This is a genomic window from Streptomyces sp. MI02-7b, from assembly GCF_033793585.1.
Lineage (GTDB): Bacteria > Actinomycetota > Actinomycetes > Streptomycetales > Streptomycetaceae > Actinacidiphila.
Map to the genome: position 1 here is coordinate 106,109 of NZ_JARAWX010000014.1, position 14,178 is coordinate 120,286.

Genomic DNA, 14,178 nt, shown 5'->3' on the forward strand with positions numbered 1-14,178 from the left:
ACGACGGTTTGACCGACCAGTCACGGGCTGGTAACACAATGTGGTGACTCTGGACAAGCGGAACATCCACGCGCGACTGAGCCGTCCTGAGGGGGACACCACCATGCAGGCCGAGGCCGCACAACTCCATCGCCAGAGCACCATCCCCGGCGCCGCGGCGGGCGCGCTGCGCGCCGTGGAGTCCTTCCTGTTCCGTGGCGCCGAGGCCACCGCGCGACGCAACGCCTGGTCGGCCGTGCTCGAGGACCGCAAGCGGGCCAAGGACCGCCGCGAGGCCCAGCACGTCATGGACGCCCTGGTCTCCGCCCGCACGGGCCGTCAGGACAGCCTCTAGCCTCCTTCCCCGCCTTCCCGGCCCTTCCCGGCCCCTCCGGTGGGGCCGGCGCCGCCCGGGACACGTATCCTGTGCGGCATGGCGAGGGAAGAATCCGAGAACAACCCTGGGCGCCTCAAGCAGATCGCCCAGACGTACAAGATGACCAGGCGGGTCGACTCCAAGGTCGGCCTCGTCCTCGCGGCTGTGGGAGTCGTCACCTTCGGTGTCATCCTCGCCGTCGGCTTCGCGATCGGTCACCCCATCTACGCGGGCATCCTGGGCCTCCTGCTGGCCCTCCTCGCGATGGCGGTCGTCTTCGGGCGGCGTGCCGAGCGGGCGGCCTTCGGCCAGCTCGAGGGACAGCCGGGCGCCGCGGCGGCCGTGCTCGACAACGTCGGCCGGGGCTGGTCGGTGACGCCCGCGGTGGCCATGAACCGCAACCAGGACGTCGTGCACCGCGCGGTCGGCAAGGCCGGCATCGTGCTGGTGGGCGAGGGCAACCCGAACCGGGTCAAGAGCCTGCTGGCCGCCGAGAAGAAGAAGATGGCGCGGGTGGTCTACGACGTGCCGGTGACCGACATCATCGTCGGCAACGGCGAGGGCGAGGTCTCCCTGAAGAAGATCCGCGCCACGCTGCTGAAGCTGCCGCGCGTGGTGCCGGGGCCCAAGGTCACCGAGGTGAACGACCGCCTGCGGGCGCTCGGCGACCTGATGAGCAACATGCCGGTCCCCAAGGGCCCGATGCCCAAGGGCATGCGGATGCCGAAGGGCCGCTGAGCCCGCGGGACCGTATACGAACGGAAACGGGACGTGCCCCGGACGAGTCGACTCGTCCGGGGCACGTCCCGTTTCCGTGGGGTCCGGATGCGATCAGGACCCGACGGGTCACATCCGGACCTGGACCGCCTTCACGGCCCTGTCGTGCATGCCGCGGGTGTCGCGGTCCCAGACCACCGCCGGGATCACCAGCAGGAGCAGGAACGTGCGCAGCACCGCCGCGCCGGGGCCGAGCCGCCCGCCGTCCTCCCGGACCACGCGCAGTCCCAGCAGGCGCTTGCCCGGGGTGGTGCCGACGGTGCCCAGCAGCAGCACGCTCATGACACCGAAGACGACCGTGGTCCACGGATTGGCCGCGGCCGCGTCACGGTGCGCGATCAGGCCGTATGCGATCAGCGCGCACAGGCCCCAGTCGATGAAGAGCGCCGCGATCCGCCGCCCGACCGGGGCGATCGAACCGGGGCCCTCCTCCGGAAGGCCGAGGCGCTTGCCGCGGTAGCCGAATTCGACACCCATCCGCTCCGCGGCCGCCTTCGGGCCCTCGATCCACGATCCGATGACATCCCTGTTGTCCACGCGTCCACGGTACGCGGTGCCGCCGGGCCCCCCGCGCGCGACCCGTCAACCACCCGGTGGCTCGGTTAACCTGCAAGAAACAAATGGGTCACGACGGGGAAATGCCCGGTCTCTATCGTCACCTTCAACGTGCGCCACCGCACTGGTCGCACCCATGAGCTGCAATCCGGCCTCCCGGGCCGGGCCAAGGAGGAGTTGGATGTCGTTCCAAAACGCCGACGAGGTGAAGAAGTTCATCTCGGACAACGACGTCAAGTTCGTGGACGTCCGGTTCTGCGACCTGCCCGGTGTGATGCAGCACTTCACGGTCCCGGTCGAGTCCTTCGACCCGGACGAGCAGCTGATGTTCGACGGCTCCTCGATCCGCGGCTTCCAGGCCATCCACGAGTCCGACATGGCCCTGGTGCCGGACCTGTCGACGGCCAAGCTCGACCCGTTCCGCAGGGACTCCACACTCAACGTCAACTTCTTCATCCACGACCCGATCACCGGTGAGCAGTACAGCCGTGACCCGCGGAACGTGGCGAAGAAGGCCGAGGCCTACCTCGCCTCCTCCGGCATCGCCGACACCGCGTACTTCGGCCCCGAGGCCGAGTTCTACGTCTTCGACAGCGCCCGCTTCGAGACCAGCGCGAACCAGTCCTTCTACCACATCGACTCCGAGGCCGGCGCCTGGAACACCGGTGCGGAGCAGGACAACCGCGGCTACAAGGTCAAGTACAAGGGCGGCTACTTCCCGGTCCCGCCGGTCGACCACTTCGCCGACCTGCGCGCCGAGATCACCCTCGAGCTGATGAAGTCCGGCCTGCAGGTCGAGCGCCAGCACCACGAGGTGGGCACCGCCGGCCAGGCCGAGATCAACTACAAGTTCAACACGCTGCTCGCCGCGGCCGACGACCTGATGCTCTTCAAGTACATCGTGAAGAACGTCGCCTGGCGCGCCGGCAAGACCGCGACCTTCATGCCCAAGCCGATCTTCGGTGACAACGGCTCCGGCATGCACGTCCACCAGTCCCTGTGGGCGGGTGGCGACCCGCTCTTCTACGACGAGCAGGGCTACGCGGGCCTGTCCGACACCGCCCGCTACTACATCGGCGGCATCCTCAAGCACGCCCCGGCGCTGCTGGCGTTCACCAACCCCACGGTGAACTCCTACCACCGCCTGGTCCCCGGCTTCGAGGCCCCGGTCAACCTGGTCTACTCGCAGCGCAACCGCTCGGCGGCCATCCGCATCCCGATCACGGGTGCCAACCCCAAGGCCAAGCGCATCGAGTTCCGCGCCCCGGACTCCTCCGGCAACCCGTACCTGGCCTTCTCGGCGCTGCTGCTCGCCGGTCTCGACGGCATCAAAAACAAGATCGAGCCGGCCGAGCCCGTCGACAAGGACCTCTACGAGCTCGCCCCCGAGGAGCACGCGGGCGTCCCGCAGGTCCCGACCTCGCTGTCGGCGGTCCTGGAGTCCCTCGAGTCCGACCACGAGTTCCTCCTCCAGGGCGGGGTCTTCACCCCGGACCTGATCGAGACCTGGGTCGACTACAAGCGGACCAACGAGATCGCGCCGATCGCGCTGCGGCCGCACCCGCACGAGTTCGAGCTCTACTTCGACGTGTGACAGCGCCGCGGGTCACCGGCCCGCGCCGTATCGCTGTTCCGGGGCCGTCGCCCGCGTCCTTCCGCATGCGGAGGGCGCGAGCGACGGCCCCCACGCGTTCCGGCCTGACGTAGGCGGCGTGGTACTTGGCGCGGCCCCGGCGCGGCGCAGTCGTACGGCATGTCGGGAAGCGTGGAGGCGCCCATGCGGCACGGCCCCTTCGGCGTTCGGCAACCCAGACCTTTATTGCGCATTTATTGCAACAACTACACCAATGCATCAACCTGGTGGACGAGGGCGAGGCCGGCCCGTCAGCCCTCGGATCGAGCGCACCTGCGGTCCCAGGTGCGTCCTTCCCGCGGGGTGATCGTCTTTCCACCCGGCACCCGCCGGTCCGGCCGGCCCGCCCTCAGCGCAGCGCGCAGTCCCCGCACAGACCGCCGCCGGGCACCCGGTAGTACAGGCAGCAACTGCGGCGCCGGTAGGCCGGAGCGGCGGGTCCGGCGAGATCGAGGGTGCCGGTGTCCCGCAGCAGGGGGTCGGCCAGCAGAGCCGCCGTCAGACCGGCCGCGCGGGCCGCGGCCCCGGGCCGCCCGCCCTCCCCCAGGCACCAGGCCTGCAGCACCCGCAGCGTCCCGGCCAGCGCCGAGGCCGCGTTCCCCCACAGCAGCCCGGCGGATACGCCGGACACCGCGCGGACGGCCTCGGTCAGCGGGACGAGATGCCCGTGCAGCACCGCCTCGCCGAGCCGGTCCGCCGGCAACCGCTCCCCCGCCGCGGGCAGCCTGAGCTCGTCCGGCACGGCACGGTCCGGGTGCCACCACAGGCGCCCGCCGGTCAGGTCGGGCAGGTGCCCGGTCAGCGCCGCGGGTCCCAGGGCGACCGACCACAGGCGGGCGGCGAGCCCCTGGTGGGCCAGGGAGGCCGCGACACGGCGCTCGCCGGTGCCGAGCCGCCGTCCGACCTCGGCGACCCGCCCGGCCAGCGCCTCCCGCGCGGAGCCGTCGTACACCTCCGCGAGCGGTACGAAGCCCTCGGCGCGCGGCTCCCCGGGCTCCGTGCTCAGGGTGAAGAAGGGCCCCACGGCGCCCGCCCTACCGGTGGCCGGCGGCGCGCGCTGCGGCCGCCGGGCCGGGCGCGGCGGACAGAAGGTGCGGGGTCATGCGCTTCACGCTCCAGCGCCTGGTGGGCGCGCGACGGCGGCGGCCGGGACCGGTGACTCGGGGTCCGGCCACCGTATCAGCGCGCCCACAGACCCCTGACGTGCCCGAGGTGGCGCGTCATCACGGCCCGCACCGCCTCCTCGTCGCGGGCGAGCAGGGCGTCGAGCAGTTCCAGGTGCTCCTGGGCCGAGGCGGTCAGCAGGCCGCGTTCGGCGAGCGCGGTCAGGCCGTAGAGGCGGGAGCGCTTGCGCAGGTCGCCGACGACCTCGACCAGGTGCTCGTTGCCGGCCAGGGCGAGCAGGCCGAGGTGGAAGCGCCGGTCGGCCTCGACGTACCCGATGAGATCGCCGGTCGCCGCGGCGCCGACGATGGCCTCGGCGGCCGGGCGCAGCGCCTCCAGCGCGGCGGGGTCGGCGACGGCGGCCAGGCCGGCGACGGTGGGAATCTCGATGAGGGCGCGGATGTGTGTGTACTCGTCGAGTTGCCGCTCGGAGACCTCGGTGACCCGGAAGCCCTTGTTGGGCACCGGGTCCACCAGGCCCTCCTTCACCAGGTCGAGCAGCGCCTCGCGCACCGGGGTGGCCGAGACCCCGAAGCGGCCGGCCAGGGCGGGCGCGGAGTGCACCTCCCCCGGGCGCAGCTCGCCCGCCACGAGCGCGGCCCGCAGGGCGTCCGCGACGCGTTCGCGGTAGCTGGGCCGCTGCCCGCCGAGGGAGGGCAGGGCGGGCCCGTCGTGAGCGGTCATCGGGCCGGTCCTCCTCGGCTGCCGGGCATGGGGTCGGCGACCAGTATCGGGGCCGGGCGGCTACAGCACGAAACCGGCCGGGAAGGGGTCGTCGGGATCGAGCAGGTACTGGGCCGTGCCGGTGATCCAGGCCCGTCCGGTGATCGAGGGCAGGACGGCGGGGTGCCCGGCCACCTCGGCGGTGCCGGTCAGGCGGCCGGTGAAGTGCGTGCCGATGAAGGACTCGTTCACGAAGTCCTGGAGGAGCGGGAGTTCACCGCGGGCGTGCAGCTGCGCCATGCGCGCGCTGGTGCCCCTACCGCACGCTGAGCGGTCGAACCAGCCGGGGTGGATGGCCATCGCGTGCCGCGAGCGGGCCGCGTCGGAGCCCGGGGCGAGCAACTGGACGTGCTTGCAGCCGCGGATGGTCGGGTCCTCGGGATGGACGGGCGGGTCCTCGGCGTCGATGGCGTCCATCAGGGCCAGTCCGGCGACGAGGATGTCGTCCTTGCGGGCCCGGTCGAAGGGCAGGCCGAAGGCCTCCAGCGGCAGGATCGCGTAGAAGTTGCCGCCGTAGGCGAGGTCGCACGTCACCGTGCGGCCGTCGGCGAGGGTGGCCTTGCGGTCCAGGGCGACGGCGAACGACGGCACGTTGCGCAGGGTCACGGCGGTGGCCGCACCACCGTTGACGGCGACCTCGGCGACGACGAGACCGGCCGGGGTGTCCAGGCGGATCGTGGTGACCGGCTCGGTCACCGGCACCATGCCCGTCTCGACGAGGACGGTGGCCACGCCGATCGTGCCGTGGCCGCACATCGGCAGGTAACCGGAGACCTCGATGTAGATGACGCCCCAGTCGGCGTCCGGGCGGGTGGGCGGCTGCAGGACCGCCCCGCTCATGGCGGCGTGACCGCGCGGTTCGTCCATCAGCAGGTGACGGAGGTGGTCGAGGTGGTCCCGGAAGTACAGGCGGCGTTCGTTCATGGTGGCGCCGGGGACGGTACCGATGCCGCCGGTGACGACACGGGTGGGCATGCCCTCGGTGTGGGAGTCGACGGCGTGCAGGAGGAGGGAGCTGCGCAACGTGCGGCCCCCGCTCAGTTCGCGCCGGCCGCGAGGGCCTGCTCGGTCGCCGCCCGTACGGCCTTCTCCTGCTCCGGCAGGAGCGGCTGGCGCGGGGGGCGGCAGGGGCCGCCGTACCGGCCCGCGACGTCCATCGACACCTTCACGGCCTGCACGAACTCCGTGCGGGAGTCCCAGCGCATCAAGGGGTGCAGCGCCCGGTACAGCGGCTGCGCCGCCGGGTCGCCCGCGACCGCCGCGCGGAACAGCGCGGTGGTGACCTGCGGGAGCGCGTTGGGGAGGCCGGCGACCCAGCCCTTGGCCCCGGCGGCCGGCCAGCTCCAGCAGGACGTCGTCGGCGCCGACCAGCAGGTCCAGTTCCGGGGCGCAGTTCGTCGGCCTGCCCACACCAGTAATATGTCACACAGCACGACCGCCGAACAGTCCCTCGGACCGCCTCACAGCCACCCGTTGCGCCGGAATCCCCGGTGGATGACGACACACGCGACGAGCATGACCCCGACGGCGAGCGGATAGCCGTAGGTCCAGCGCAGTTCCGGCATGTGGTCGAAGTTCATGCCGTACAGCCCGCAGATCATGGTCGGCACGGCGAGGATGGCGACCCAGGCGCTGATCTTGCGCATGTCCTCGTTCTGGGCCATCGTCACCTGCGCGATATTGGCCTGCAGGATCGAGTTGAGCAGGTCGTCGAAGGCGGTCACCTGCTCGGTGGCGCGGGAGAGATGGTCCGCCGCGTCGCGGAAGTAGGCGCGCAGATCGGCGTCGACGCCGGGCAACTGGTCCTGGGAGAGGGACTGCAGGGGACGGCCGAGCGGCGCCACCGCCCGCTTGAGCTCCAGCAGTTCGCGCTTGAGCTGGTAGATCCGGCCGGCGTCGGTGCCGCGGCCGCGGTGGTCGGAGAAGACGTCCGCCTCGACCTCGTCGATGTCCCTCTGCACGGCGGCCGTGACGGCGAGGTACTGGTCGACGACATGGTCGGTGATCGCGTGCAGGACCGCGGCCGGTCCCTTGACGAGCTGGTCGGGAACCGTCTCCAGCCCCTCGCGGAGCGGCCCGAGGGAGCCGTGCCCGCCGTGCCGCACGGTGATGACGAAGTCGGCGCCGGTGAAGACCATGATGTCGCCGCTCTCCACGATCTCGCTGGTCGCCGTCAACCGGTCGTGGTCCACGTAGCGGACGGTCCTCAGGATCGTGAACAGGGTGTCCCCGTACCGCTCCAGCTTGGGCCGCTGCTCACCGTGCACGGCGTCCTCGACGGCGAGCGGGTGCAGCCCGAACAGCTCGGCGACGCCCGCGAACTCGGCCTCGGACGGCTCGTGCAGCCCGATCCACACGAACCCCCGGCCCGACTTGCGCACCCTGGCTATCGCCTCGTACGCGGCGCAGTCGTCCTGCCGCAACCCCTCCTGGTAGACGACGCAGTTGACCACCGCGCTGCCCAGGGGCGAGCGCGCGGGATGGCTCAAGTCCACGCGCCGGTGGCGCAGATGGGCGAAACGGACGGCTTTGCGAAGATTGCTGATCATCGACATATTGGGCTCCTGGACGCGTCTGGCCTGCGCCAGTATGCCCAAGGCCCCGTCTCGCGGGGGATGGCAGGCGCGAAGGGACGCCCGGCTCCGGGGACCGTGGGACGCGCCACAGGACCGGCGCCCTGGTTCGCGGGGGGCGCGACGTGTCTTTTACACTCCGTAGGGCTCCGGCCGTGACGGTCGCAGGCACGCCACGTACTCCGCAGAGATGGGTCCCATGAGCGCCATCAGTATCGGTCAGGCAGCTGTGCTCGGCGTGGTGGAGGGGGTCACGGAGTTCCTTCCGATCTCGTCCACCGGCCATCTGAAGATCACCGAGGGCCTGATGGGCATCGATGTCGACGACAAGGCCGTCGTCGCCTTCTCCGCGGTGATCCAGTCCGGCGCGATCGCCGCCGTGCTGGTCTACTTCTTCAAGGACATCGTCCGGATCTGCAGGGCGTGGTTCACCGGCCTGGTCAACCGCGAGGAGCGGTACCACCACGACTACAAGTTCGGCTGGTGGGTGATCTTCGCGACGATCCCGATCGTGGTCGTGGGCCTCGCCGCCAAGCCGCTCATCGAAGGCCCCCTCGCCTCGCTGTGGGTGGTCGCCGGCTCGCTGATCGTCGGCAGCGGCGTGATGTGGGCCGCCGACCAGATGGGCCGCCACAAGCGCGGCGAGGACGACACCACCTTCAAGGACGCCATGCTCGTCGGCTCCTCCCAGATCCTCGCCCTGCTCTTCCCCGGCTTCTCCCGCTCCGGCGCGACGATGTCCACCGCGCTCATCCTCGACCTGGACCGGGTCGCCGCCACCCGGCTGTCCTTCTTCCTCGGCATCCCGGCCCTCGTCGGCGCCGGCCTGTACGAGCTCAAGGACGCCCTCGGCGCCGGCATCGACACCGCCCCCCTGGTGGTCGGCACCGCGGTCTCGTTCGTCGTCGCCTACGCCTCCATCGCCTGGCTGCTGAAGTTCGTCGCCAAGCACTCCTTCAACGCCTTCATCGTCTACCGCCTCGTCATCGGCGCCCTGCTCTTCGGCCTCCTCGCCACCGACGTCATCGGCGCCTGAGCCCGGTCACGTCCGGCCCGAGGCCGGTCAGGCCCAGGGGGTGCGGCCGGACAGCGCGAGCGCCCGGTCGAAGGCCGACGCCGCAGCGGGGGCGGGCAGCGTGACGGGCGCGGCGAAGCCGTCGTACCGGCGGTAGACCTCCCCGTGCCGGTCGACCACGCCGAGCACGAGCTCGCCGAGGCCGTCGCCGCAGCGGTACTCCTGGCCGGTCGCCCGGGCGACGTCCCAGCCGTGGACGGCCAGCTCCTTGATGATCATCGAGGCGATCTCGGCCGCGGGCATCCGCGCGGGGCCGAGGTCGATCTCACCCTCCCAGACCGCCGGGTCGGCCCAGGCCGCGACGGCGCGGTCCAGTTGCTCCGCGTAGGCCCGCGCCCAGTCCGGCCCGGCGGTGAAGTCGCGGGCGGTCAGCTCCTCGGGGAGCGGCTCACGCAGGGCGCGGTGCTCCAGGCCGTACGAGGTGTAGAGGATCCAGTGGTTGAGCAGGGCCCTGGTGTCCCACGCGGCGCAGGGCGTCGGGGCGGCGAGCTGCTCCGGGCCGGCGGGGACACCTCGGGCGATGCGGGCGGCCTCGGCGGCGGCCTCGGTCAGGTACGCGTGAAGATCGGTCATGCCGCCCACGCTAGGAACGCGGGCGGCACCCGGTCTTGAACAAACGCGACACGCCAGTGACGCCGGCCCGCCCTACACGTCGATGAGGACCTTGCCCACCGCGCCGCCCTCGACGGCGGCGTGCGCCTCCGCGGTGCGTTCCAGCGGGAAGCGGTGCAGCGGCAGCCCCGCCTCCTCGCCCACCCGCAGGGCGTCCACGGTCAGGGCGGCGGTGATCGCCGCGATCGCCTCGCGCTTGGCGGCGGCCGGCATGGTGTAGACGAGCACGCCCTGCCAGCGCAGGTTGCGGGAGAAGGTCTCCCGTACGGGCAGCGTCACCTCCGGGCCGCCGTTGTCGGCGTAGTAGGCGACGACGCCGTTCGGCGCGAGCACGGCGAGGTCGAGCGGCACGTTGACCGCCACCGAGACCTCCGCGACGATGTCGACGCCGTCGGGGGCGACCCGGCGGATCTCCTCCGCCGCGTTCCCGGCCCGGTAGTCGACCACGTGGTGCGCACCGGCGGCGGCGGACAGTGCCGCCTTGTGCGGACCGCTGACCGTGGTGATCACGGTCGCGTCCGACCACCGCGCGAGCTGGATCGCCGCGTTGCCGACCGCGCCCGCGCCGCCGGCGACCAGCACGGTGCGGCCGCGGAGCGTGCCGGGACCGAGCCGGTGCGGGCCGCCCTCCAGCACGGTCAGCGCGCGGTGCGCGGTCATCGCGGGGATGGGGATGCTCGCGCCGAGGTCGAAGGAGGCCCCGTCGGGCAGCGGGACGGCCTGCCGCTCCGGCACCGTGACGTACTCCTGCGCGGTACCGCCGGGACGCTGGTAGGCGGCCTCCCAGATCCAGACGCGCTGCCCGTTCCTGGCGGGGTCGACGCCCTCGCCGACGGCGTCCACCACACCGGCGCCGTCCTGGCCCGGTACCCGCTCGCCGCCGCCGGGCGGGGCGGCCGTCCTCGATTTCCAGTCCGTGGGATTCACCCCGGACACCTCGACCCGCACCCGTACCTCGCCCGGAGCCGGCTCCGGGACGGGCCGCTCGGTCAGGCGCAGCACCTCCGGGCCGCCGCCCTCCGTGTACACGATCGCCTTCATGATCCTTACAAGTCCCGCCGGAGCGGGTTTCTTCCCGTTCCCGGCGGCCGGGGCGTCAGACGCGGCCGAGCCCGTCGCACAGCACGGGGCCGCCCCCGGGCGCCGGCGGCGGCTCGGGGAGCGCGCGCGCCGCCGCGCCCGGGGAGCGCCGCGGGGACCGCGGGACGTACGCGCCGCTGGTGCCGCCGCGGCCGCGGTGCACCAGCACGCCGGAGACCGGATCGGGCACGGCGTCGAGCGCCGCCCGGATGCCGGGCAGGGCGCGCCAGCCGAGCCAGTGCTCCTCCTCGCGGAAGCACAACTCGAAGACCACGCCCCAACCGAACGTGTGCCATTCCCACGCCAGCGCACGGTTGGTGACCGCGGACTCCACGAGCGCGGGCGCGTACGCGTCGCGCCATGCCGCGGCGGATGTGCTGGCGTTGAGGACTTCGATGGACCACCAGTCCGCTGCCATACCCAAAACGATAGGCACTTCGCAAGCCCCCCGCCAGGGTTTGGCACCTGACGGCGCGTCACCGTCTCCCGCGCCGTGGCTCACACGGAGGCGAGCAGCTCCGTCACACGGAGTCCGAAACGGGCGTCGCAGGGGTGGGCGACACCCGTCTCCACCGCCGTGAGCAGGGCGTCCACCGCGTTGCGGAAGGCGTCGACGGGGCCGTCGGCGCGTTCGGGCAGGGCGGCGACCCCGCGGGTGCCGCGGAATTCGACGGCCACACCGGCGGCCTCGGGGGGCGTGGTGAGACTGAGCGTCGCGGTGCTGGACGCGCCGCTCGTGTGCCGGAGCACGAGGTGGACGGTGTCGCCGGGGCCACGGCCGGAGGCGACCTCGGTGACGTCGCCGAGCACCGGCAGCAGCACGGACAGCGCGTGCGGCCCGACGTCCCACAGCGCGCCCTTCTCGCGCCGCCAGGGCGAGTTGGCGTACGGGCTGGCGCCGGAGGTGAAGACCGAGCCGAGCCAGTCGGCGCGGGCGGTGAACCAGCCGTCCTCGGCGGCGCGTTCGTCGATCCACGCGGCACTGGGGGCGGCGAAGCGCAGGGTGAAGAAGACGACCGACGCCACCCCGGCCGCCTCCGCGGCCTCGGCGACCCGGCGCGCGTCGTCCACGCCCGTCGCCACCGGCTTGTCCAGCAGCAGGTGCCGGCCGGCCCCGGCGGCCCGTACGGCCAGCGGTGCCTGGACGTCCGGGGGCAGGGCGACGGCGACCGCGTCCACGTCGGCGATCAGGTCGTCGACGTCGGCGTACGCGCGCGTGTTGTGCTCAGCGGCGAGCGCTGCCGCCGCCTCGGGGCGGCGGCCCCAGATGCCGGTGAACTCCACGCCGGGGTGGGCGGCGAGGGCGGGGGCGTGGGTGATCCCCGCCCACGGGCCGGTGCCGAGCAGTCCGATGCGCATGGTCATGCCTCCTTCGCGGGCTCGATGTGCTTGCGGTACCAGGCGGGGTCGAGCTCGCTGATGTCGACGGCGCTCTGCACCCGCAGTCGCGGCGTGGGCGCCAGGTGGGCGGCCACGAGTTCCAGGACGGCCTCGCTCAGCTCGGCCTTGACCTGCGGGCTGCGTCCGGCCATGACGGCGATCTGCGCGTACACCATGGCGTGCTCCGCGCCGCCGTCGGCGATGACCGCCTCCTCGACGCGGCGGAAACGGGTCTTGCAGGCCTCGGCCTTCGTGTCGACGATCTTGGCGATGAGCGGGTGGAGGGCGAGCGCGAAGGCGCGCCGGTCGAACGCGTCCGCCAGTTCTGCGGAGTAGTCCACGGTGATGTGAGGCATGGCACACAGCGTAAGCGCTGCCCAGAGGCCGTACCGGGCAGGGGTGCCACGGCCCCGGGAGGTGCCCGGAGCGCCGGGCGCGGGCTCGTTCACATCGGGTTAACAACCGGGCAATGGATGCGAAATCACGGATTGTGACGCTGCAGCGGAACAGATCACCCGTCCCGCAAGGCCCACCCACCCCAAGGATGACACCCGTGAGTTACAAGGCCGAGTACATCTGGATCGACGGCACCGAGCCGACCGCCAAGTTGCGCTCGAAGACCAAGATCCTCGCCGATGGCGCGGAGCCGGGCATCTGGGGTTTCGACGGGTCGAGCACGAACCAGGCCGAGGGCCACAGCTCGGACCGGGTGCTGAAGCCGGTGGCCAGCTACCCGGACCCGATCCGCGGTGGGGACCACCTGCTGGTGCTGTGCGAGGTGTTCAACATCGACGGCACGCCGCACGAGTCCAACACCCGCGCGCTGCTGCGCCCGGTCGCCGAGCGGTTCGCCGCGCAGGAGTCGCTGTTCGGCATCGAGCAGGAGTACACCTTCTTCCAGGGCGGCCGCCCGCTGGGCTTCCCCGAGGGCGGCTACCCGGCCCCGCAGGGCGGCTACTACTGCGGTGTCGGCGCGGACGAGATCTACGGCCGTGACGTGGTCGAGGCCCACCTCGACAACTGCCTGGCCGCGGGCCTGGGCATCTCCGGCATCAACGCCGAGGTCATGCCCGGCCAGTGGGAGTTCCAGGTGGGCCCGCTGTCCCCGCTGGAGGTCGCCGACCAGCTGTGGGTCGCGCGCTGGCTGCTCTACCGCACCGCCGAGGACTTCGGGATCTCCGCGACGCTGGACCCCAAGCCCGCCAAGGGCGACTGGAACGGCGCCGGTGCCCACACCAACTTCTCCACCAAGGCCATGCGCGAGGGCTACGACGCGATCATCGAGGCGGCCGAGTCCCTGGGCCGCGACGACAAGCCGCTGGAGCACATCCGCAACTACGGCGTCGGCGTCGAGGACCGGCTCACCGGTGCCCACGAGACCGCCCCCTGGAGCGAGTACAGCTACGGCGTGTCCAACCGCGGCGCCTCGGTGCGCATCCCCTGGCAGGTCGAGGTCGACAAGAAGGGCTACATCGAGGACCGGCGCCCCAACGCCAACGTCGACCCCTACACCGTCACCCGCCTCATCGTCGACACCTGCTGCACCGCCCTGGAGAAGGCCGGCCTCGTCTGAGCAGGGTCCGGCACCCACCGCTTCCGCGCGCCGAGGGCGCCCGTCACGACGACGGGCGCCCTCGGCGCGTGCCGCTGGCTCACCGGACGCGCACGGCCTCGTAGAGGAAGCAGCCGTACTCCACGGCCCGTACGTGCACCAGCGCGACCCTCGGGTCCTTGAAGCGGGTGGCGAGCACGGCCTCGGCCGCGCCCGCCGCGGCCTCCTCCGCGCTGAGCCGCACCAGGCGGCCGCCCAGGATGCGGCCCCCGGCGTCGTACGAGCGCAGCACCCGCCGCTCGCCGTGCAGACCGAGCGCCGGGGCGTATCCGGCGCCTTCGGGCGGCCCCGGGCAGTCCTGCGCGCGGGCGTGCACGAAGACGGGGCCCGTCTCGTCGTACGGACCGGGCCGGGCGCCGGTCGCGGCCGCCCACCGGCGCAACGGGGCGTACGCGACGAGGGACACGCGCTCGCCGGGGCGGCTACGGCGCAGGCAGCAGCGCAGCGGGGCGCCGCCCTCGGCGTCCACCGCGGGCTCGGGCGTCAGCCCCGCGTCGTCGGTGAGGCGCAGCCGCTCCAGGACGGCGGGGTCGAGGGCGCGGACACGGAAAGGGGCGGTGTACGTCGTGGTCATGCCCCCCAGCCTCGCCGCGAAGGCCCGGGCGGTCCGGCGGGTTCCGGACGTCGCGCTCGGCGCGG

At 72.5% G+C, this 14,178-nt stretch carries 16 protein-coding genes and 1 pseudogene; 5 read left to right on the forward strand and 12 right to left on the reverse strand.

Features of this window, described 5'->3' with window-relative positions:
* Positions 1–103: 103 nt before the first annotated feature.
* Together PV364_RS23355 and PV364_RS23360 are read left to right on the forward strand one after the other, a co-directional pair.
* Positions 104–334, forward strand: coding sequence for a hypothetical protein (locus tag PV364_RS23355; protein WP_319662275.1), 231 nt, complete (start codon positions 104–106; stop codon positions 332–334).
* Positions 335–412: 78 nt separating this feature from the next.
* Positions 413–1,093 (forward strand): DUF4191 domain-containing protein, encoded by a 681-nt coding sequence (locus PV364_RS23360; RefSeq protein WP_319662169.1) that lies wholly within the window; start codon positions 413–415, stop codon positions 1,091–1,093.
* A 108-nt stretch (positions 1,094–1,201) separates the two neighbouring features.
* On the opposite strand, the gene PV364_RS23365 is transcribed toward PV364_RS23360, so the two are convergent.
* Entirely contained in the window at positions 1,202–1,669 is a 468-nt protein-coding gene (locus PV364_RS23365; protein ID WP_319662170.1) for an RDD family protein, read from the reverse strand.
* A gap of 199 nt (positions 1,670–1,868) precedes the next feature.
* On the opposite strand from PV364_RS23365, the gene glnA reads away from it, so the two are divergent.
* The gene (gene glnA / locus PV364_RS23370) at positions 1,869–3,281 is read left to right on the forward strand and encodes a type I glutamate--ammonia ligase (protein ID WP_319662171.1); all 1,413 of its coding nucleotides are present in this window, start codon (positions 1,869–1,871) and stop codon (positions 3,279–3,281) included.
* A gap of 388 nt (positions 3,282–3,669) precedes the next feature.
* Here the strand turns inward: glnA and PV364_RS23375 are convergent, their stop codons facing one another.
* The 5 genes and pseudogenes from PV364_RS23375 to PV364_RS23395 form a co-directional block, all read right to left on the reverse strand.
* Complete coding sequence (locus tag PV364_RS23375) at positions 3,670–4,344, reverse strand: (2Fe-2S)-binding protein (protein WP_319662172.1); 675 nt, start codon at positions 4,342–4,344, stop codon at positions 3,670–3,672.
* Between the two features lie 155 nt (positions 4,345–4,499).
* Positions 4,500–5,168: a GntR family transcriptional regulator gene (locus tag PV364_RS23380; protein WP_319662174.1), complete on the reverse strand. Its 669-nt coding sequence runs from the start codon at positions 5,166–5,168 to the stop codon at positions 4,500–4,502.
* Positions 5,169–5,228: 60 nt separating this feature from the next.
* Positions 5,229–6,230: a proline racemase family protein gene (locus PV364_RS23385; RefSeq protein ID WP_319662175.1), complete on the reverse strand. Its 1,002-nt coding sequence runs from the start codon at positions 6,228–6,230 to the stop codon at positions 5,229–5,231.
* A gap of 14 nt (positions 6,231–6,244) precedes the next feature.
* A pseudogene (locus tag PV364_RS23390) lies at positions 6,245–6,611 on the reverse strand (dihydrodipicolinate synthase family protein); the annotation flags it as partial.
* Positions 6,612–6,667: 56 nt separating this feature from the next.
* On the reverse strand, positions 6,668–7,762 hold the full coding sequence (locus tag PV364_RS23395) for a magnesium and cobalt transport protein CorA (RefSeq protein ID WP_319662176.1): 1,095 nt from the start codon (positions 7,760–7,762) through the stop codon (positions 6,668–6,670).
* Between the two features lie 217 nt (positions 7,763–7,979).
* Here PV364_RS23395 and PV364_RS23400 point away from each other — a divergent pair, with 217 nt between their 5' ends.
* Complete coding sequence (locus PV364_RS23400) at positions 7,980–8,816, forward strand: undecaprenyl-diphosphate phosphatase (RefSeq protein WP_319662177.1); 837 nt, start codon at positions 7,980–7,982, stop codon at positions 8,814–8,816.
* 27 nt (positions 8,817–8,843) lie between these two features.
* On the opposite strand, the gene PV364_RS23405 is transcribed toward PV364_RS23400, so the two are convergent.
* The 5 genes from PV364_RS23405 to PV364_RS23425 form a co-directional block, all read right to left on the reverse strand.
* Positions 8,844–9,428 carry a TIGR03086 family metal-binding protein gene (locus PV364_RS23405; RefSeq protein ID WP_319662178.1) on the reverse strand — a complete coding sequence of 195 codons (585 nt, stop codon included), beginning with the start codon at positions 9,426–9,428 and terminating at the stop codon, positions 8,844–8,846.
* Positions 9,429–9,500: 72 nt separating this feature from the next.
* On the reverse strand, positions 9,501–10,508 hold the full coding sequence (locus PV364_RS23410) for an NADPH:quinone reductase (RefSeq protein WP_319662179.1): 1,008 nt from the start codon (positions 10,506–10,508) through the stop codon (positions 9,501–9,503).
* Between the two features lie 55 nt (positions 10,509–10,563).
* Entirely contained in the window at positions 10,564–10,965 is a 402-nt protein-coding gene (locus tag PV364_RS23415; protein WP_319662180.1) for a hypothetical protein, read from the reverse strand.
* Positions 10,966–11,045: 80 nt separating this feature from the next.
* Positions 11,046–11,906 (reverse strand): Gfo/Idh/MocA family oxidoreductase, encoded by an 861-nt coding sequence (locus PV364_RS23420; RefSeq protein WP_319662276.1) that lies wholly within the window; start codon positions 11,904–11,906, stop codon positions 11,046–11,048.
* 2 nt (positions 11,907–11,908) lie between these two features.
* Positions 11,909–12,283 (reverse strand): 5-carboxymethyl-2-hydroxymuconate Delta-isomerase, encoded by a 375-nt coding sequence (locus tag PV364_RS23425; RefSeq protein WP_319662181.1) that lies wholly within the window; start codon positions 12,281–12,283, stop codon positions 11,909–11,911.
* Positions 12,284–12,480: 197 nt separating this feature from the next.
* Here PV364_RS23425 and glnII point away from each other — a divergent pair, with 197 nt between their 5' ends.
* Positions 12,481–13,500 carry a glutamine synthetase gene (glnII, locus tag PV364_RS23430; protein ID WP_319662182.1) on the forward strand — a complete coding sequence of 340 codons (1,020 nt, stop codon included), beginning with the start codon at positions 12,481–12,483 and terminating at the stop codon, positions 13,498–13,500.
* Between the two features lie 79 nt (positions 13,501–13,579).
* Here glnII and PV364_RS23435 read toward each other — a convergent pair whose 3' ends face one another.
* Entirely contained in the window at positions 13,580–14,113 is a 534-nt protein-coding gene (locus PV364_RS23435) for a DUF1203 domain-containing protein (RefSeq protein WP_319662183.1), read from the reverse strand.
* Positions 14,114–14,178 lie beyond the last annotated feature (65 nt).